General features: G+C 38.9%; 20 protein-coding genes, 1 tRNA gene and 1 other annotated feature. Of the genes, 15 read left to right on the forward strand and 6 right to left on the reverse strand.

What is annotated here, in order from left to right:
- Nucleotides 1–81: 81 nt before the first annotated feature.
- Complete coding sequence (locus tag Gferi_RS15265; RefSeq protein ID WP_069977959.1) at nt 82–273, forward strand: hypothetical protein; 192 nt, start codon at nt 82–84, stop codon at nt 271–273.
- A 102-nt stretch (nt 274–375) separates the two neighbouring features.
- Nucleotides 376–1,011 carry a hypothetical protein gene (locus tag Gferi_RS15270; RefSeq protein ID WP_069977961.1) on the forward strand — a complete coding sequence of 212 codons (636 nt, stop codon included), beginning with the start codon at nt 376–378 and terminating at the stop codon, nt 1,009–1,011.
- Nucleotides 1,012–1,554: 543 nt separating this feature from the next.
- Here the strand turns inward: Gferi_RS15270 and Gferi_RS15280 are convergent.
- A tRNA-Lys gene (locus Gferi_RS15280) sits at nt 1,555–1,631 on the reverse strand.
- Nucleotides 1,632–1,763: 132 nt separating this feature from the next.
- Here Gferi_RS15280 and Gferi_RS15285 point away from each other — a divergent pair.
- The 4 genes from Gferi_RS15285 (at nt 1,764) to pepF (ending at nt 7,376) form a co-directional block, all read left to right on the forward strand.
- Nucleotides 1,764–2,780: a hypothetical protein gene (locus tag Gferi_RS15285; RefSeq protein ID WP_069977964.1), complete on the forward strand. Its 1,017-nt coding sequence runs from the start codon at nt 1,764–1,766 to the stop codon at nt 2,778–2,780.
- A gap of 86 nt (nt 2,781–2,866) precedes the next feature.
- Nucleotides 2,867–3,376 carry a spore coat protein gene (locus Gferi_RS15290; protein WP_069977966.1) on the forward strand — a complete coding sequence of 170 codons (510 nt, stop codon included), beginning with the start codon at nt 2,867–2,869 and terminating at the stop codon, nt 3,374–3,376.
- 193 nt (nt 3,377–3,569) lie between these two features.
- Nucleotides 3,570–5,315 carry a glutamine--tRNA ligase/YqeY domain fusion protein gene (locus Gferi_RS15295; protein WP_083273588.1) on the forward strand — a complete coding sequence of 582 codons (1,746 nt, stop codon included), beginning with the start codon at nt 3,570–3,572 and terminating at the stop codon, nt 5,313–5,315.
- Nucleotides 5,316–5,483: 168 nt separating this feature from the next.
- Nucleotides 5,484–7,376, forward strand: a complete 1,893-nt coding sequence (gene pepF, locus Gferi_RS15300; RefSeq protein WP_236932607.1) for an oligoendopeptidase F — start codon at nt 5,484–5,486, stop codon at nt 7,374–7,376.
- A gap of 130 nt (nt 7,377–7,506) precedes the next feature.
- On the opposite strand, the gene Gferi_RS15305 is transcribed toward pepF, so the two are convergent.
- The 3 genes from Gferi_RS15305 to Gferi_RS15315 all read right to left on the reverse strand — a co-directional run bounded on the left by Gferi_RS15305 (nt 7,507) and on the right by Gferi_RS15315 (nt 10,270).
- Nucleotides 7,507–8,979: a sensor histidine kinase gene (locus tag Gferi_RS15305; RefSeq protein ID WP_069981461.1), complete on the reverse strand. Its 1,473-nt coding sequence runs from the start codon at nt 8,977–8,979 to the stop codon at nt 7,507–7,509.
- Nucleotides 8,980–8,992: 13 nt separating this feature from the next.
- Nucleotides 8,993–9,685, reverse strand: coding sequence for a response regulator transcription factor (locus Gferi_RS15310; RefSeq protein ID WP_069977967.1), 693 nt, complete (start codon nt 9,683–9,685; stop codon nt 8,993–8,995).
- Nucleotides 9,686–9,796: 111 nt separating this feature from the next.
- Nucleotides 9,797–10,270, reverse strand: coding sequence for a DUF4342 domain-containing protein (locus Gferi_RS15315; protein WP_069977969.1), 474 nt, complete (start codon nt 10,268–10,270; stop codon nt 9,797–9,799).
- Between the two features lie 254 nt (nt 10,271–10,524).
- Here Gferi_RS15315 and thpR point away from each other — a divergent pair, with 254 nt between their 5' ends.
- Nucleotides 10,525–11,070, forward strand: coding sequence for an RNA 2',3'-cyclic phosphodiesterase (gene thpR / locus Gferi_RS15320; RefSeq protein WP_069977971.1), 546 nt, complete (start codon nt 10,525–10,527; stop codon nt 11,068–11,070).
- A gap of 22 nt (nt 11,071–11,092) precedes the next feature.
- Entirely contained in the window at nt 11,093–12,205 is a 1,113-nt protein-coding gene (locus Gferi_RS15325) for a GIY-YIG nuclease family protein (protein ID WP_069977973.1), read from the forward strand.
- A 137-nt stretch (nt 12,206–12,342) separates the two neighbouring features.
- On the opposite strand, the gene Gferi_RS15330 is transcribed toward Gferi_RS15325, so the two are convergent.
- Nucleotides 12,343–12,555: a hypothetical protein gene (locus Gferi_RS15330; protein WP_069977975.1), complete on the reverse strand. Its 213-nt coding sequence runs from the start codon at nt 12,553–12,555 to the stop codon at nt 12,343–12,345.
- Between the two features lie 130 nt (nt 12,556–12,685).
- Nucleotides 12,686–12,929 (reverse strand) — a binding site (T-box leader).
- A gap of 255 nt (nt 12,930–13,184) precedes the next feature.
- Here Gferi_RS15330 and Gferi_RS15335 point away from each other — a divergent pair.
- From Gferi_RS15335 to Gferi_RS15365, 7 genes are all read left to right on the forward strand, one after another.
- The gene (locus Gferi_RS15335; RefSeq protein WP_069977977.1) at nt 13,185–13,982 is read left to right on the forward strand and encodes an undecaprenyl-diphosphate phosphatase; all 798 of its coding nucleotides are present in this window, start codon (nt 13,185–13,187) and stop codon (nt 13,980–13,982) included.
- Between the two features lie 176 nt (nt 13,983–14,158).
- A complete protein-coding gene (gnd, locus tag Gferi_RS15340; RefSeq protein ID WP_257785944.1) occupies nt 14,159–15,097 on the forward strand; it encodes a phosphogluconate dehydrogenase (NAD(+)-dependent, decarboxylating) in 939 nt (312 codons plus the stop codon).
- A gap of 14 nt (nt 15,098–15,111) precedes the next feature.
- Nucleotides 15,112–16,563 (forward strand): glucose-6-phosphate dehydrogenase, encoded by a 1,452-nt coding sequence (gene zwf / locus Gferi_RS15345; protein WP_207645756.1) that lies wholly within the window; start codon nt 15,112–15,114, stop codon nt 16,561–16,563.
- A 14-nt stretch (nt 16,564–16,577) separates the two neighbouring features.
- On the forward strand, nt 16,578–17,201 hold the full coding sequence (locus Gferi_RS15350; RefSeq protein ID WP_069977979.1) for a cyclase family protein: 624 nt from the start codon (nt 16,578–16,580) through the stop codon (nt 17,199–17,201).
- 16 nt (nt 17,202–17,217) lie between these two features.
- The gene (locus tag Gferi_RS15355; RefSeq protein WP_069977981.1) at nt 17,218–17,916 is read left to right on the forward strand and encodes a TVP38/TMEM64 family protein; all 699 of its coding nucleotides are present in this window, start codon (nt 17,218–17,220) and stop codon (nt 17,914–17,916) included.
- A gap of 124 nt (nt 17,917–18,040) precedes the next feature.
- Nucleotides 18,041–18,532: a pyridoxamine 5'-phosphate oxidase family protein gene (locus Gferi_RS15360; RefSeq protein WP_069977983.1), complete on the forward strand. Its 492-nt coding sequence runs from the start codon at nt 18,041–18,043 to the stop codon at nt 18,530–18,532.
- A 216-nt stretch (nt 18,533–18,748) separates the two neighbouring features.
- Nucleotides 18,749–19,552 (forward strand): GNAT family N-acetyltransferase, encoded by an 804-nt coding sequence (locus tag Gferi_RS15365; RefSeq protein ID WP_069977985.1) that lies wholly within the window; start codon nt 18,749–18,751, stop codon nt 19,550–19,552.
- Nucleotides 19,553–19,608: 56 nt separating this feature from the next.
- Here Gferi_RS15365 and Gferi_RS15370 read toward each other — a convergent pair whose 3' ends face one another.
- Nucleotides 19,609–20,085, reverse strand: a complete 477-nt coding sequence (locus Gferi_RS15370) for a DsrE/DsrF/DrsH-like family protein (RefSeq protein ID WP_069977986.1) — start codon at nt 20,083–20,085, stop codon at nt 19,609–19,611.
- Between the last annotated feature and the right edge of the window lie 9 nt (nt 20,086–20,094).

Below are 20,094 nucleotides of genomic sequence, written 5' to 3' on the forward strand. Positions count from 1 at the left end.
ATTATAATGCACCTTTTCTATGGACTAGCATATTATTGTAGTGCCCAAGCCCCCTGAACATTTAAAAGGGGAGGTGCCTATATGTATAACCAAATGAGAGCAAAACACTATCCACCATATTACTGTGGTAAGAACTTTGACTGGATGTTCCTTTTGATAGTAGTCATTTTACTATTATTATTAGGAATTGGTGGATTTGATGGTGACAATAATTTCGTGCTGATCATTATCATTATCGTTGTGTTATTTGTATTCTTTGGTTATTGTTGGTAGTGGTAATGGAAGCTAGGGGGAAACCCCAGCTTCCAATTAAACTTAAACTTTCGCAGGAGTCCAAAGTATTTACTAACAAATTCATTGAAGGGAGGAGAGAAAATGATAAGTACTATACAGGTAACCCCACGCTGCAATAATGTTGAAATAGAAAGTCCTTATTTTAGACCTATAGAAAATCCTTATAATAGATCTAGAGAATTTACTCAAAAGCAAAATTATCCAGCTAATTCCTATAATACAATTAGTATTCATGTGACATTAGAACACTTAGTGGCTGTAACAGTTTTTTTGATAGGGATATTTTCTAAAGGAGGAATCTTGAATACAAAAGATTTTATAAATAAATACAACTTGGACATTGGAAAGATACTCAATATATTAGGAATGCTTAAGACAGAAAAGAGTAATTCTGATAGGCGCCCAATAATAAATACATTAAATAAAACTAGAAATAAAGGAGGTCAGCCCATAATGTCCGATAGAGATATAAATCCTAGTAACTTTGCAGATATAATAAAACAAGCTATTGAAATAGCAAATGAACTGAAAAAAGACCCCAATGTAGTAGATGCTATAAAAAATTCTAAAGGAAAAGTTGATACGGATACAATTGAAAATATAACAAATAAATTAAAAGATCTAGACGAACAAAAGAATATCGATCCTGGTAATATTGAAAGCATAGTAGAACAAGCTATTGAAATAGTAAATGAAATCAAAAAAACAAATAAGTAACAATCCAAGAAGATCATCTGGTGTTTATTACCATTTGATCTTTTTTAATATTATAAATATAATGATACACCTTTTCTATGGACTAGCATATTATTGTAGTGCCAGAGGGGCTTGGGACATCCTATGAAAAGAGGTGTCTATATGAATAGCTATTTCAAACAAAGCTACTATCCACCACCATATCACTGTCGTAAGAACTTTGACTGGATGTTCCTTTTGATAATAGTCATTTTACTATTATTATTAGGAGTTGGTGGAGTTGATGGTGATAATGGTTTCGTGCTGATCATTATCATTATCGTTGTGCTATTTGTATTCTTTGGTTGTCGTCGGTAGCAGTAATTGAGGCTGGGGGAAACCCCGGCTTCAATTATTTTGTAGGAATAAAGCCCAACTTCAAGAATGACAGGTAAACGTGTGTTTCAATAACGTCCAATCGGACGTTGTGATTACAAAAAAACATCAAAAATCCTATTGTCAGAATTTCAAAGTAAAGAAAAAACGTGCATTTCAAATTGGCTGAAATACACGTTTTCTACGTTATGGTACTCCATCAGGGATTCGAACCCTGGACCCCCTGATTAAGAGTCAGGTGCTCTAGCCAGCTGAGCTAATAGAGTAAGATAAATTTTTTCTTACGTTTTTTATTGTAACACTGCATATAGTATCTGTAAATAAATAGAGAAAAATTCAATAATTGGAGCAACAACGATAGAAAGTTTTTATATTGAATTTTAAAGATGCATAGAGAAATGACTGGTAAAATGGGAACAAATAGGCGGGAAAACCGTCCTATTTACGTATGGAAGTATAAGCAGGAATACTATAAAATTAAAGGTGGAAAATATTTTAAATACGCCGCTTTAAGAAAGGAAAAAACGATGACGCGTACGACAAAAGGAATTCTGGGTTTAGGGATTGTGCTAATAGGATTAAATTTTTATCAGTTAAGTCTAATGAAGGAACTGTCAAACCGGATGGATCATCAAATGAATCAGTACGACAACCTTAGAAATACCATAAGTAACATAAGTTCTTCGGTATCTGGCACCATGAACAGCTGGAAGCTTGAAAACCAGTGGATCAGGACGGCTAATGCAGAGCTGATGAGTATATCTGAGGATTTAAAACAAATGGAAGTCAGAGTGTTTTGGCAGTTTAATCATCTGCAAAAGGAAGAGAAGGTGTTCTTGCGAGTAGGGAAGAGAATCCTCCAGGATACGAAGGCTGAAGTAGTATGGGAGAAGTATCCGATTGAGGATGAGACAGACCTTGTCTATCAAATGGATTTAACCTTACCGCTTCAAGGCAGCTATATATTTGAAGCAGTAGCGGAGAGCAAAGAAGGGATTCGTTCTGCAGAATTGACGGAGTTTAATCCCTATAGTATGCTAGCGGAACGAATACAAGTTTATGGACATACATTTTCCCCTGATGGGAAAAAACTCCAGCTGAATATCCAGGTAACGAATTTTATAGAAGACCGGGGATATTTTTTCAGGGAAAAAGTAAAGATTACGAAAGACCAGCTAAAGTTGAAAACTGCTGTAGCAGAAATTTTTGTAAACGATCATAAAGTGAAAACTGTGGATTTAATAAAGGAAGGAAGATCTTCGGGAGCGGATCAACAGGGAGAGATAGTGGAAGAATCAATTACCTACGACAGTATCCTTGAAATTCAAGATGTTCTGCGGGGTGACGTGAGCGTTCGGGTAAAGCTGGAGGACCAGGCCGGTTTCATTTACGAAAGGGAAGTGCCTTTATATTAAATTTAAGTATAAATCTAAACATATTTTATTTCTTCAGGTATAGAATTTTGCAGAGAATCCAAAAATAGTTACAGGAGGTGTTTTCTGTGACGATTAAATTGACACAAAAAGAAACAATGCTGTTGCAGGATCAAAAAAAGCATGAAGAGATGTGTATCCAAAAATATTCAGATTATGCCATGAAGGCCGAAGACTCCCAGTTAAAACAGCTGTTCAAAAACCATGCTTCTCAGGAACAGCAGCACTTGAATACCATCAATGACATTTTAAGCGGTAAAATGCCAAATACCCAGCAAAATCAGCAAGGACAGCAACAGGGGCAACAGCAAGACCAATCAGGAAGCCAGAGCGGCGGCATGCAGAACAATTCTCAGGGACAACCCCAAAGCAGCGGATACAACCAACAAGATGCCTTTCTTTGCAACGATTTGCTGATGACAGAGAAATACGTTTCAGGAGCTTATGATACAGCTATCTTTGAGTTTACAGATACCAATATTCGTCAAACCCTTAATCATATTCAGAAAGAGGAACAGCAGCATGGAGAAGATATCTACATGTATATGAACAGTAAAGGAATGTATCAACCACAGTAACAAGGGTTACCGACAGAAGGGCAGACTGGGATAAATATCCTTAAAAGTCTGTCTTTTATTTTAGATGAAGGAAGAATCTTACGGAGGACTTGCGCATCTTGTATACATTGTGTATTATTATAGTAAGTTTATGCTGAAATCGAATATTCAATAGATAGATCATAGGAAATTCTACATGGGGAGGAGTAAAGACATGAGCCTGTCAAATGAAGAACACAATAAGAATAAAGTAGAGGAGCAAGCAGAGGACAATGGAAAATCCGCTTCTGTTCCCTCAACCAATTTTATTCAAAGTATTATTAATGACGATTTAAAAGAGCATGTATATGATCGCGTACATACCCGTTTCCCGCCAGAGCCTAACGGATATTTACACATAGGACATGCTAAGTCTATCGCTTTAAATTTTGGTATTGCAGCAGAAAATAGGGGACTATGCAACCTGCGTTTTGATGATACCAATCCTAGTAAAGAGGAAGTAGAGTTTGTGGAGTCGATCCAGGAGGATATCCGCTGGCTTGGTTTTGACTGGGAAGAAAGGCTTTACTATGCCTCTGACTACTTTGAGCGATTATATGATTATGCAATGCAGCTCATTCAATCTGGAAATGCTTATGTTTGTGATTTAAGTGCACAGGAAATGAGGGAATATAGAGGTACATTAACAGAACCAGGAAAAGAGAGTCCTTATAGAAATCGTTCGATAGAGGAGAATCTAGCTCTATTCAGAGGAATGCGTGCAGGCGAATTCCCAGATGGTTCCAGAGTACTCCGTGCAAAAATAGATATGGCATCACCAAATATGAATATGAGAGATCCTGTACTTTACAGGATTATGCGTGCCCACCATCATCGTACAGGGGATGATTGGTGTATCTATCCAATGTATGACTATGCCCATCCGTTGTCCGATGCCATTGAAAACATTACCCATTCGATTTGTACTTTAGAGTTTGAAGACCACCGGCCACTTTATGACTGGACCCTCGATACACTAGGCATTAAGCCAAGACCAAGGCAGATCGAATTTGCACGGTTAAACCTAACAAACACCATCATGAGCAAACGCTATCTTAGAGAGCTGGTAGAACAAAACTATGTAGACGGATGGGATGACCCAAGGATGCCTACCATTTCAGGTTTGAGGAGAAGAGGCTTTACACCGGCAGCTATTCGGGATTTTTGCGATCGTATTGGTGTTGCCAAGAGTAATAGCATTGTAGATGCGGCGCTGTTGGAACACTGCATAAGAGAGGACCTAAATGCCAAGGCGCCAAGGGTTATGGCAGTACTGAGGCCATTAAAAGTTGTACTGACCAACTATCCGGAAGGTCAAGTAGAGCTGCTGGATGCAGAAAATAATCCTGAATGTCCGGAAATGGGTTCCAGAAAGCTGCCTTTCTCCCGGGAACTATACATTGAGCAGGATGACTTTATGGAGAATCCCCCAAAAAAATTTTTCCGACTGGCACCGGGCCAAGAAGTACGATTAAAACATGCCTATATTATCAAATGTGAAGAAGTAATTAAAGATGAAGCTACAGGAGAAATCTTGGAACTCCGCTGCACTTATGATTCTGAAACAAAGAGTGGCGGTGCGAACAGCGGCAGAAAGGTAAAAGGAACACTGCACTGGGTATCTGCGCTTCATGGTCTACAAGCAGAGGTGCGCCTATATGACTACCTGATTTTAGATGAAGAACAAAAGAAGGAAGAAGAAGCGTCTGACTGGAAGGAACAACTAAATAAAAATTCCCTCGAGAAATTAACAACATGCTATGTAGAGTCAAATCTTGCAGAGGCAGTGCCGGGAAGCCGATATCAATTCTTGCGTCAAGGCTACTTCTGTGTAGACACAAAGGGTTCCTCCAAGGATAAATTGGTATTTAACCGTATTGTAGGATTAAAAGACTCTTGGTCAAAGATTACAAAAGCATAATTTATTAGTATAAAAAACGGCCCTCTATTAGAGTGGCTGTTTCTTTTTGTATGAAGAAAATGTGACATATAATAAAATTGTGTCATATGAAATAAATTGACATCTTCTGTAAATAGGGCTATAATTTTCTAAAAATTAAAAACATTGTGGGTGAAGGGGGAAGTAGAGATGTTATTTTTGCGAAAGAGTGTGAGCAGCATGAAAGGCCTGGTATGGACACTCTTATTTGTAATGCTTTTTTCCAGCTTTACAGTCTTTGCATCACAGGGAGAGATTTCTAGCAGAGATCAGATCGCTTCACAGTATAAATGGAAATTGGAACACATTTATCCTACAGATGGGGATTGGGAGAAGGATTATAAAAAACTGGAAGAGATGATTCCCAAGATGGATACCTATAAGGGGAAGCTTGCTCAGACAGACCAATTGATAGCTGCCTTCAAACTTAGAGAGGATATGCTGCGGATTAGTGATAAATTGACTGTATATGCGGGCATGAAGAGTGATGAAGACAATGCTAATGATACATACGGAGCCATGGTGGATCGTGCCGATGGTATAACTGCCAAACTGAAGGCAGCTGCAGCCTTCATAGAACCTGAAATTCTGAAATTTCCAGAGGATACCTTGAAAGATTATATGCAAAAGGCAGAATTAAAAGATTACAGCTTATATTTTGACAACCTGCTTCGAACGAAAGCCCATCGGCTTTCAGAAACCGAAGAAGCCCTGTTAGCCCTTGCGGGAGAAATGGCTGCAGCACCGGAAAATGTTTATACATCCTTCCGCTACGTAGATCGGAGAATTGGTGAAATAGAGGACGAAGAAGGGAAAAAAGTCAAAGTGTCACCGGCTACTTACAGTGGGATGCTGGAGCACCCAAACCGGGATATGCGCAAAAAGGCTTTTGAAGCAGAGTTTACAAGCTTTAAGGAAAGCATTAATGTACTTGCAGCAGCCCTCTCGGGGGAAGTAAAGTCTAATGTCTTCTTTGCGAAAGCCAGGAAATATGATTCGGCATTAGAAGCAGCTCTTGCCCCGGATAATATTCAACCGGAGGTTTACAATAGCTTGATCGAAGCGGTTAATAACAATCTAGAACCCCTCCATCGATATGTTTCCTTACGTAAGAAGCTTCTAGGAATTGGGGATAAGGTGCATTTCTATGATATGTATGTATCCATGGTGCCCTCTGTAGCTTCTGATATCAAGTATGAGGATGGACAGCAAATGATGCTTGAAGCACTAAGCGCACTGGGAGAAGAATATATTTCCGATTTGAAGAAGGGCTTATCTTCTGGGTGGATTGATGTCTATGAGACACAAAATAAATACTCAGGAGCTTATTCTTGGGGTGCCTACGATACACATCCCTATGTGCTGTTGAATTATAACGGCACTCTGGATGCTGTAAGTACGCTGGCTCATGAGATGGGGCATGCATTAAACACCTATTATTCCAATCAACATCAACCCTATGCCAAGGCAGAATACCCGATTTTTACAGCAGAAGTTGCTTCAACTACCAATGAAGCATTGATGCTGGATTACCTCATCAAAAATGCCGAAACAAAACAGGAAAAAATGTATCTGATCAATTCCTATTTAGAGCAGATCAGAGGATCTATCTATACGCAAATTATGTATGCTGAATTCGAAAAAGAAATTCATGATGCGGTAGAATCAGGAGAAGCATTAAATGCCACCTTCTTAAACGAGACATGGGGCAGTCTGATGAAGAAATATTATGGAGAAGATTTTGAGGTGGATGAGCTGGCAAAGGTTTGGTGGTCAAGAATTCCACATTTCTATTGGAATTTCTATGTCTATAAATATGCTACAGGACTTTCTGCAGGGATTATCCTATCGGATAAGATTGCTACAGAAGGAAAACCGGCAAGAGATGCTTATCTGAACTTCTTAAAAGCCGGCGGTTCTGATTATCCTGTAGAAATGCTGAAGGCAGTAGGGGTGGATCTATCTAATCCGGAGCCTGTAGAAAAAGCCTTGGTAAAATTTAATGATCTCCTGGATGAATTCGAATCGCTGATGCAAGAATAACATAGGGGAAAAGAATTGAAAAGCCCTCGCAAATCCAATGCACTGAGGGCTTTTCTGATATAAATAAATTTATATAAATGAAAAAGGGATAGGCTGTAGCGGTCAACAATGTGCACCAAAAGGGCTGACTTTATTGCATAGGTAAAATCATACGCACAGTAGTACCCACTTGCAGTGTACTTTCCACTTCAATTTTGCCTTCATGCTTGTCAATAATCAACTTAGCGATAGATAATCCCAAACCATGTCCGCCGCTTTCTTTTGCCCTAGATTTGTCTGCACGATAGAAGCGGTTAAAGATTTGGGGCAAGTCCTCCTTCGGGATACCTACACCGGTATCAGCAACCTCCAAAATGACCTGTTTCTTACGTATATAAGAGATAATTTTAATGCTGCCATTCTCAGGAGTGTATTTTACACTATTATCTACTAGAATACGAAAGGCCTGCTTTAACAGTTTGCGATCCGCATTCAGTATAATCTCTCCATTTAGGGCTGTGGAAATCCGATGCTTAGTGTCAATCAACCTAGTTTCCTTGGCTACCTCTTCAATGAGTTCGTTGAGAAGAAAAGATTCCCTTTCCAGCTTTAAAAGATTTTTATCATTTCTAGCCAAGAAAAGAAGTTTTTCAGTCAAATCCTTCATATTTTCAGACTCACCTTTGATGGCGCTAATAGACTCCTCCAGAACCTCCCGGTCATTTTTTCCCCAACGGTCCATCAGACTGGCGTAGCCTTGTATGACGGAGATCGGTGTTCTTAATTCATGGGATGCATCGGACACAAATCGGTTTTGCTGCTCGTAGGAAGATTGGATACGATCAATCATCTCATTAAAAGTTTCTGCCAGATCTTTCAATTCATCCTGAGAGCTGCCTACATCTAAGCGCATGTCTAAATCCTGTATGGTGATGGCTTTAACGGTTTCTGTCATCTTTGCAATAGGACTGAGCATTCTTCTGCTGACCCTAGAACCAATAAGAGTGGTAACCAGAATACCAGTGCCATTGGCAATCAGCAATATGACGAACAAGATTCCAATATAATTATTTTCTCTTTCCAAGTCCTTATAGACCTGTAGATGGAGGGTTTGACCTTTCCAGAGAATCTGGCGGTTGGACAATATGATTTGCCTTGCTTCCAGCCGCAATAGAGAAGGAGAAGAGGGACCTTCCCAAAATCCAGTTATTCGGGTTTTGGAGGTGCTGCTGTATATCGATTCTCTCTGATTATCAAAAATGATGATTACTGCACCATTGCGGCGAGCCAATTCTTCTAGAGAAGTTTCAGGAATTTCTTGACTCTGATGGAGATAATCTTCCACAATTCTACTGGTCATATCCATTGACTGACGTACCTGCTGGAACAGGAAGAAACGAAAGCCTATCAAGATCATGGCGGTGGAAAGAAGCAATAACAATGCAAAGATGAAACTATACACCACTGTTATTTTAAAGGTTATAGAAAAACGAAAAAGCTTCTTAAGTTTTTTAAAGGTAGGGTTCAGCAACTTCCCTACCAGAGAGAAAATAATCCTTAGAAGAAAAGGAATAATTTTTAAAAGAAATTGGAGCAACAGCCACAGCCATGATAGCAGTTTCATGAACAATCCTTGTTTATTTTTGCGGTTCATCTTTTAAAAGATATCCCACCCCTCGTACGGTATGAATCAGTTTTTTATTGTATTTTTCATCAATTTTGCTGCGCAGGTAGCGGATATAGACATCTACCACATTGGTATCTCCCAAATAGTCATATCCCCATACGGTTTCCAGAATTTTTTCCCTTGTTAGGACAATATTCTGGTTTTCTATCAGATATTGAAGTAAGTCATATTCTCTCTTAGTCAGGTCAATCGATTCACCGCTGAAGGTAACAAGATGTTTATCCAGATCTAACAACAGATTGCCGCAACACAGTGTTTTTGTGGAAGTCGTGACTGTACGTTTCCTTTTTAATGCGACTCTAATCCGTGCTAAAAGCTCTTCAATGGCAAAGGGCTTTGTAATATAGTCATCCGCACCTAAATCTAATCCCATAACCTTATCGGTAATCTCATCTTTTGCTGTCAGCATGATGACGGGAACTTCCGAAGATTGACGGATGCGGCGGCAGACCTCCATCCCATTTAACTCTGGAAGCATCACATCTAAAAGCACTAGATCAATATCCGGCTGCAGGGCTTTCTCTAAGCCAGTTCTTCCATCATGGGCCTGCTCTACCAGATAACCCTCATATTTCAGCTCAAGCTCAACAAATCGGGCAATTTTCAGCTCATCTTCAACCAACAATATTTTATAAGATTCCATAAAAATGCCTCCTCAAGATGAAGGATTTCTTTTCTTCATTATAACGTATTTTTTCATAAAAAATATAGATTAAACTTTAGATGAAAGAAAAAACCTACAAAAGTATGTAGGTTAATGTTTTTCTTCTACAGGGTGATCCTCGGAAGTAAACTTCTCTTTCACACTGCTGACTGCAGAGGACATTTTATCTAGAATTTCATTGACTTCTACGTCCTGGCCATCTTTTTTTTCAATTCTGATTTTGTGGTTTGTCAGCAATGCCACGGGAACGCCTACGATTACAACAGGTGTAGCTACAATGGTGATGAGGATTGCTGCGGTTAGGGGAATATTGATTAAATTATCCTTTTTACCTGCGATAACCAACTTTGTTTCATTGCCCTTTTGAACTACCGTTTTAACTTTACTGAAAAACTTGCTTTCACAGGAAGCTTTTTTTTCTGGTTTTACCTTGTGATCCTGTTCCAAATACACAAGGGCTTCAACGATGTCATTATTGCATCGTTCCAGTGCCTCTTTGGCATCCTGGTAGCTTACATGTGCCCGTTCTCTTAGTAAATCGATCTTTTCAAGTGTAATACTCATTGCATATCCCTCCGTATATAATTTGTGAAAACCTCTTATGAATAGATGATTTAGCATTTAAAGGTTTTCGCTGTTCATATTTTTATTATAAGCGTCAGGGATTAGAAGATTCTTAGGGAAAGATTAGAATTAGATTAGAAAAAATAGCTTTACGCCTATAGAATATTAAAAAATATGCTATGCTAATGAATAGGAAGACAATAAGATAAGCTAAATCGTAAGACCATGAAAATACCTAGAAAAGGATGAGATGCATGCGTGTATTTATTGCCATAGAGTTGGAAGAGGGAATCAGAAATTATCTGATAGACCAGCAGCGAATTATTCGGAAAAACAGCAAAAAAGGAAATTTTACAAGAAGGGAAAATCTTCACTTAACCCTGCGATTCATTGGAGAAATAGACAGAAATGACATTCAGCGGATAGAAAGTGCCATGGAAGAGGCTGTAGAAAAAAAGGATTTATTTTATATGAAATTAGGTGCCATGGGAGAATTTCCAAGGGGGAATAAGCGAATCCTCTGGATTGGAATTTCTGAAGGTCTGCAATCGCTAAAGGATTTATTTGAGCGTCTGGAAGCAGCCTTGGAAAAACGCGGATTTTCCAGGGAGGCAAAAGGTTTAACGCCACACATTACCTTAGGGAGAGAAGTCGTATTGGAAAAGGACACGGTTGATTTAGCAAGAGAGTTAGATACGGTACCAAAAGCAATTAAGGTAGCAAAGATTTCGTTAATGGAAAGTACAAGAATCAACAGTGTTCTGCAGTATGTGCCGATTTTTGTAAAAGAACTTAAATGATCTAATTAGGGAGTTGTTATCGTTGAATTTGAAGGAAAAGGCAAAACTGTTGCCGGAGAAAGCTGGAGTTTATCTGATGAAAGATGCCATGGATCATGTGATTTATGTAGGAAAATCTAAAAATCTACGGCAGCGGGTAAAGCAATATTTTCAAAGTATGAAATCTCAATCTCCTAAGGTTGAACGCATGATGGGAGTTGTAAAAGATTTTCAGTATATTGTTACGGATACAGAGTTAGAGGCATTGGTGTTGGAATGCAGATTGATTAAAGAGATCAAGCCTTTTTATAATCGTTTGATGAAAAATGATCAAGGTTATGCCTATATCCATATTTCCATAGAAGATGAATTTCCACGGTTGTCAATTGTGTATAACCCTGCGGATCAGGGACTTTACTTCGGACCTTTTGCGAAGAGCAGTATGGCAGAAAAGATATTGGAACTGATTCATAAGTATTTTCAGATCAGAAGATGCAGCAGCCAACGCATTCCTAAAGGGGGAGGATGCTTGAACTACCAGCTGCACAACTGCTTAGGTGCTTGTATAGAAAGTTGTGACCATAAGGCCTATAGAGAAGAAATCGATAAAGCAGTCTCTTTTTTGGAAGGAAGAGATCAATCCCTTTTAATATTTTTACAGGAAAAAATGGCAGCGGCAGCAGCACAGCTAGAATATCACAAAGCGGCTATTTATCGCGATGAATTAGCCTTGGCCAAAATGCTAAATCAGCGCCAAAAGGCAATAAAAACAATAGAAAAACAAAGAGATCTGTTGGCGGTAGAGCTTCTAAATGGGAAGCAAGCAAAGCTATTTTATATTCGCAACTATAAGCTGTGGCTCAAAAGAAGAATATTATTGGAAGGAAAAAGTAAAGAGGTCCTATTGGAGGAATTAAAAGAGTTTATTTTTCTGCAATTAAATGAAGAAAATACGGAAAAACAGAAAAGACTCAAACGGGAGGCCCTCGATGAGGCGCAAATTTTATATCATTACTTACAAGGAAAAAGAAAAAATTTGTTTTCCATGAAGCTGCCCAAACATCCTTTTTCCCAAAAGGCTAGCAGGAAGTTGGAAGAGGATTTAGAAAAACTTGTAGAGAAGTTATATCATCAGATTGGTTGTATAGAAGAATAGGAGAGGAGGATTACCACAGGCGGAACCAATAGGGATAGATAAATATGGAAAAGTGCAAAAAAAAACTTAGCAGCATGCTAAGGTTTTGACGAAGACAGTATATAAATACCACAAATAAGCAATGAAAGTAGATAAGTCTAATCGTCCCAGCAGAGATCCCAACAGAGTTCATCTGTCTTTGAACCAGCACCCCAATAGTTAACAGAAAATCCATTCATAGGGTTATTGGCTTGGGTTTGAGATTCTTGGCCAGCAACGCAAGTATTGCTTTTCTGTTTTTCTTCTTTTAAAATAACTTCAGTATTTGTTGGGTTTACAGCATTTTCATATTTCATTTGAACCATTGACATAGGAATTCCTCCATTCTATTATTGTTGATTCTATACAAATAGTCTCTATAAAGCGCAATCAGCGTTATTTAAATTCCCCCTTCCCATGTTCTACCAAAATAAAAAGCCCATCCTCACAATAAATGACTATTGCAAGGACGAGCTGTTCACCCGCGGTACCACCTGCTTTGCATTTCTGCCTTTCGACAAGAAATGCCTCTCTGTCGGTTCATTTAAACCTAAGCCGTTATCGAGGCTAATCGGTATCCACTACTGGGAGACTTTCGCAGATACTGCTCAGGAGTGATTTGTATTAAGGCTCAGTATCGGTTCGCAGCGACCACCGACTCTCTGGAACTGATGTTCAAAATACACTTCTCCGTCATCGCATAAAAATATTTCGATTAAATGTATTGTATCAGGGATCAAAAGCAGAGTCAATAGGAAAATTTTATAATATTTAAAATTTTCAGAAATAAACGTTTTCCTTGTAATATTTACCATTCCCTTGAAAAGTGTTACAGATTTTTATTTTTAACAGAAAAGTGCGCATATATTTGTTATAATAAATTGACTATGTTTTTCAGACAACACTTCTCGATAAGGCATAATCAATAGGATTATCGGGAAAGCGGAAAGGGTGTAAAAGTATGAATAAAATTATTACAGCAATTATACTGGGGATTATTGAAGGGTTTACAGAATTTCTACCCATATCCTCTACAGGTCATCTAATCATTGCGAACCAGTGGTTTAACCTGGAAGGAAGCTTTGGAAATATGTTTAACGTAGTAATCCAATTAGGAGCAATCCTATCCGTGGTTATATATTTTCATGACAAATTGATTCCTTTTTCAGGAAATAAGACCATACGTCAACGCAGAGACATTTGGCGCCTGTGGAAGAAAACCGCTGTGGGCGTTATTCCGGCATTGGTGTTGGGTGCGCTTTTTGCAGATCTGATTGAAGAATATCTTTTTAATCCCTATACCGTTGCAATTGCACTAGTCGTTGGCGGTATTATTCTGATTTGGATGGAGAGCCGCAGAAAAAGCTATCGGATCAATTACTTAGAAGAATTAAGATATGGAACGGTCTTTCTAATCGGTATATTCCAGTGCTTGGCCATGGTTCCCGGAACATCCAGGTCTGCTGCAACCATTATTGGTGCAATGGCTCTGGGCGCGTCACGAAATGTAGCAGCAGAGTTCTCATTTTTTCTGGCAATTCCAACAATGGCAGCGGCTTCAGGCTACTCCTTGCTTAAGTCAGCAACCATGATGACGGGGGAACAGTGGATGCTTTTAGCCGTTGGATTTATTGTATCCTTTTTCGTAGCATTGGTAGTGATCTCTATGTTTATGGGATACATCCGCAGAAAAGATTTTAAACCCTTTGGTTATTATCGGATCATTCTAGGGATACTGATTCTGGTATTGCTACGATAGATTGATCATAATAACGAGTTTATCCGGCAGCTTCCGTAAAAGGGGGCTGTTTTTTTGCATCGAAAAGAAAATCTGATGGGAATCCTAATAAGATAGAAGAAAGTTTTAGCAGAAGACCGCATACCATAGCAAAAGGAATGTTTAAAATAGTTGCCTAGGGATATGAATGTATTAAAATGTGTATTCTGAAGGGAGAATGCATAAAGGGAGTGGAAAGCTTGAAAATAGGACTAATTGGTTTAGGAAAGATGGGTTATAATTTAGCATTGAATCTAAGGGATAAGGGTCATGAAGTAATCGCCCATAACAGAAGTACTGATAAGATCAAGAAGATTGAGGGCGAGGGAATCCTGGGAGCCTATACCCTGGAGGACTTAACCGGCAGCCTAGAGGAAAGAAAGGTAATCTGGATGATGATTCCTGCAGGATCAGAGGTAGATAACCTTATAGAATCCCTTATGCCGCGGTTAAATCCTGGAGATATCCTCATTGATGGGGGAAACTCCAATTATTTGGATACGCTTCGCAGGTATGAACGGTTAAAGGATGCGAAGATTGATTATGTAGATGTAGGAACCAGTGGCGGTATAGAAGGCGCACGAAATGGTGCTTGTATGATGATCGGTGCAGCAAAAGAAGTATTTTGTTATCTAGAACTGCTCTTTCGAGATGCCTGCTTGGAGAATGGATATGCCCACGTAGGCAAAACAGGTGCTGGACACTATGTCAAAATGATCCACAATGGCATTGAGTATGGAATGATGCAAGCAATCGGTGAGGGTTTCGAGATCTTGGAGAAAAGTGAATTTAATTTTGATCATAAACAAATTACACAGGTATGGAATCATGGCTCAGTGATTCGAGGATGGCTTATGGAATTAACTCAGAAGGTTTTTGAGGAAGATCCTTCACTGGAAACAATCAAAGGAGTTATTCATTCCTCAGGAGAGGGGTTATGGACAGTAGAGGAAGCTTTGCGGCTAAAGGTACCTGCTCCTGTGATTACAGATTCTCTATTTGTAAGGTATCGTTCAGAACAGCAGGATACTTTTTCTGGAAAGCTGATCGCTGGTTTAAGGCATCAATTCGGTGGGCATGGTGTTGAAAAGCTATAAGGGGGACGATGATTTTGACAATAAATCAATCCTGCAGCATGATCATATTTGGAGGAACTGGAGATCTGACACATCGGAAGCTCATCCCAGCCCTCTATCATCTAATGTATCAAGGCATGCTTCCAGAAGGTTTTACAGTAATTTCTGTAGGCAGGCAACAAAAGAGCAATACGGATTACAGAGAAGAACTTTACCAATCTGTACTGAAGTATTCTCGATTTCAAGTACAGAAAGTGCTCTGGGATCGATTGAGTGAAAGAATATACTATCGGGCATTTTCCTTCGATGAGGAAGACGGCTATGAAAAATTAAAAGCAGATTTATTGCAGATCGATCAAATGTATAATACAGCAGGAAATCGGTTGTACTATTTGGCCGTATCTCCAGAAAATTTTGCACCCATTGTGGAAAAGATAAAAGAACATAATCTAATCCCGGAAAACGAAGGGTGGCAGCGGGTTGTTATTGAGAAACCTTTTGGGCAGGATTTACCTTCAGCACAACGTTTGAACAAAAGAATCGGAAAGGTTTTTTCTGAAAAGGATACCTACCGGATTGATCATTATTTAGGCAAAGAAATGATCCAAAATATTATGGTAATCAGATTCGCCAATACAATATTTGAACCTCTTTGGAATTATCAATATATTGATCATATTCAGATTACGGCAGCTGAAACAGAAGGGGTAGGCAGCCGTGGAGGATATTATGAAAAAGCAGGGGCACTAAGGGATATGGTCCAGAACCATCTGCTTCAACTATTGGCAATAGCAGCTATGGAGCCACCTGAAAAAAATGATGCTGAATCTATACGGGATGAAAAGGTAAGAATATTGAGGGCGATCCACTTTCCAAAGGCTTCTGCCATTGGCCGGCATGTAGCCCTAGGTCAGTATAGCGGCTATCGACAGGAAGAAAAAGTATCTCCGCAATCTACAACAGAAACCTATGTAGCTTTAAAGCTGTTCTTAGACTGTGACCGGTGGCGTGGCGTACCCTTTTATATTCGGACCGGTAAGAAGTTAGAACAGAAGACATCTCAGATCGTGGTGCAGTTTAAGCAGCCGCCTAAACCCTTCTACAAGGAATGTGAAGAGGGTTGTAATCCGAATTTGCTGGTGATTAAAATTCAGCCTGAGGAAGGTACTGTACTTCAGTTTAATGCTAAAAAGCCAGGGAACCTGCAGCAAATACTCCCTGTGGGAATGAATTTCTGTCAAAACTGCAATTTGGAGAATAATTCTCCAGAAGCCTATGAGAAGCTGCTATTAGATGTAATGTCAGGGGATGCATCCCGCTTTACACGCTGGGATGAGGTAGAGTACTCATGGCGCTTTATTGATGAGATTTCTAACTGCTGCAGCAATAAAGCAGAATTGATAGAGAACTATTCAGCGGGAAGTTGGGGGCCGCAGCAGGGGCAGCAATTAATTGAGAGAAGCGGACGTAAGTGGTGGAACCTATAAAGGAGGGCCCATTGATGAAAATTTATGATATTTCTATGCCAATCCATTCAGCCATGACGGTTTATAAAAACAAGGAAGAAAAAAGGCCAAAGTTGGAAATAATAAGAGACTATGAAACTTCTTCTGCTTTTGAATCTAAAATTTCACTGGAAATGCATACAGGTACCCATCTAGACATGCCCTTACATATGTTGGAGGGAGGAAAAACTATTGAAGCATTAGATTTAGAAAAAGTGATTAGGCCTTGTAAGGTTTTTGATTTTACAGCGTTGTCAGAAAAGATATCAAAACCGGATTTAGAGAAAAAGCAGATCGAAATAGGAGATTTCTTGTTATTTAAAACAAAAAACTCCTACCAGCAGGATTTCGATTTTGAATTTGTCTATTTAGATGAATTAGGGGCATCCTACTTAAAGGAAAAAAAGGTTGTGGGTGTAGGAATTGATGCTCTTGGCATTGAAAGAGCACAATCAAATCATGTAACCCATAAAATATTACTGGGAGCAGAGGTCATCATTTTAGAGGGTTTGAGATTGGCAAAAATTCAGGAAGGAGAATATTTTCTTATTGCTCCCCCACTTTTCATTCCGGAGGCAGAAGCAGCACCTGTTCGAGCCCTTTTACTGGAGAACTTTTAACTATTAGGAGAAAAAGATGAAGTCAATTAAAAAGTACGACAAAACAGGATGGATTCTCTTATTTATCATAGCAGCTTCTTTGGTTTTAAGCCAGACCCGGCTAGTAGATTGGATTACCTTGGAAAACTTACAGCAGAATAAAGAATTGTTAAAAGACTATGTAGCACAACATTATGTTATTTCAGCAACTGGATATGTTTTGCTATACATTCTTGTAGCGGCCACTGCAATTCCAGGAGCTATTCTTCTAAGCCTTACTGGAGGATTTTTGTTTGGGGTGCTACCCGCAATGATTTATGTAAATATTGGTGCTACAGGAGGTGCTGTTTTTTGCTTCCTAATGGCTCGGTATTTAGGAAAAGAATGGGTATATAAAAAATATGGAAAGAAAATTTCAAAACTAAATCGGGAATTAGAGGAATATGGGAAAAACTATTTACTAACCATACGGTTTATTCCCATACTTCCCTTTTTTTTGATCAATATTTTGGCAGGAGTTACCAACGTTTCTGCTAAAACCTTCTTCTGGACAACAGCTTTAGGAGGCCTTCCCGGATCAATTATTTATACAATTGCAGGGAAAAATTTAGGAGGCATTCAATCCACAAAGGATTTATTTTCGCCTAAAATTATTGCTTTCTTTTTAATGTTGGCTGCTTTTTCGTTGCTTCCGATTCTTATTAAGAAGAAAAAAAAGAAGAAATTCCATCAATGACTTTTTTGTAGATCTTTATGGGCTGAACTGAATAGGATTTAGCGAAATACGAATACTATAAATGCAGTTGCCTGCTTGTATCCGGTAGAAACCATTGATTCATGATGATAAGGGAGGATTTGATATGGACAAAGCCATGTCTGCAGCAGAATTAAAAGAGCATATTCAGGGATTTTTGAAAGAACATCGAGAAGCTTCTCTGGCAACCAGCCTCAACAATATACCAAGAAGCAGTCCTGTACAATATTCTATCGGTGAAGACATGAACATTTATATCTTCTCCGCCGGCGGGGAAAAGTTTCATGCGATTGATGAAAATCCCAATGTATGCCTACTCGTCAATACTGAATATATCAGTCCTAGAAGGATTAAAGGGGTGCAGGTTTTTGGAAAAGCTACCACAAGCATTCAACAATCTGAAATATTTGACGAGGCAAAGGCTTATGTTCCCGATCCATTTTTTATAGAGCATGAGAGAGAGTCTCTAAAAGCGATCAAAATTGTACCTTCGGAAATCGTGTATTTAGATTCTATTGATGAAGGGGAGCGGACAAAACAAATTCTTAAAAACAATCAAGTTATTGTTAAAGAAGAGTCTTTTATTACCCTGCACTAGAGGTAGAAAATTAGCACAGATGAAATGTAGATCATTGCGTTAAATAAATGATCGATGAAGGCGGCCTCCTGCTGTCTTTATTTTTTGATTGAGGGGAATGCGGGTAAAAAATGATTAAAAGCAGGAATAACGGGGAAGAAAAAGAAATAAATATAGTAGACAAGAATACGAATCTAAAGGAGATGAGGACAAAAATTCGATAAAGGAGGAGAACGGATGAAAAATTTAGTAAAACAAAAACGAATTTTGTATAGCATGCCGTTAAAAGAAAGAGCTCAGCGGGTAAAACATTTATTAGAGCAAGGGATCCTGAATAAGATCGAAGGAGAAAAACGAATCAGAGTACCCTATGAAATGATGCTAATCGATGCAGCTTATTTAAATGATGTGTTGGCGTTGCAAGCTTTTGTAAGTAATCACTTGGAAAATGAACAGACATTTGTTGCTGATTCGGAAACGTTTATGCGGGAGGAGATCTTAGCACCGGGCAGAGGTAGAATGATTGGTGTTTTTTCTGAAGGAAAGCTGATTGCCTATCGAAATATTTCGTTTCCAAAACCGGATAGTGACTACAACTTAGGCAGGGAATGTAATATTCCTGAAGAAGAGCTTGGAAAGGTATCTATTTTAGAGGCAACCGTCGTACATCCCCAGTATCGGGGAAATAGATTACAGGCAAGGTTATTGAAGCACACGATCCCATTGCTGGAAAGCCTAGGATATTATCATGTCTTTTCTACCATTTCTCCTTATAATTATCCAAGTCTAAAAAATGTGATGGATACAGGCCTTGTGATACGGGATTTAAAGAATCGGAGCGGTGTGTACGAGGGAAAGCTGAGGTTTTTATTGGCTAGAGATCTTCGAAAACCCAGTCGAATAGACTTTGTTGAACAAGTTGTCTTCTCCAATAGAGATATCGAAAAACAGCAGCAGTTGCTGCAGCAGGGCTTTATAGGATATCAATTAATTAAAAAAGCAGAGGGCTTTGACATCATATATGGGAAACCAGCTGAATAAATAAGAACACCTCCTGGGATTTATAGGTTTACCAATAGGAGGTGTTTTATTGTGCCTTAGATAAACAGCTGCATATCCGCTTCAAGGGCATCCTTTAAATATTCCTTCGCATCGACAATTTCCAACTCGGGGATCATCTCTTCCTGCTTAAAGCCCATGATTTCCATGGATAGTTTACAACCGCGAAATTTTACACCTTTTTTCAAGGCACCCTTTAAAAAATCAGAAAGATGAGGTGCTTCGTTATCATCCATCATTTCTAGCAGCATTTGTTTGCCGATACCGCTCATATTCATTTTAGAAAGGGGAAGGTCCTCAGGACCTTTGGGTGTCATCATGCTGAACATTTTTTCATACACAGTCTTTTCCTCAAGGGTAAATGTCTCTGGATTTCGCAGTAAGAAAAGTCCCCAAAAAGCAAAAAACATTGTTACATCCACATTCATTTCACGAGCACTGTTGGCCAAAATGAGTGCAGCCAGTGCCTTGTCATAATCTCCGCTGAACATCAGCAGATTCATTTTTTTTTCCAAAACGATTGT

Source organism: Geosporobacter ferrireducens, assembly GCF_001750685.1.
GTDB classification, from domain to species: domain Bacteria; phylum Bacillota; class Clostridia; order Peptostreptococcales; family Thermotaleaceae; genus Geosporobacter; species Geosporobacter ferrireducens.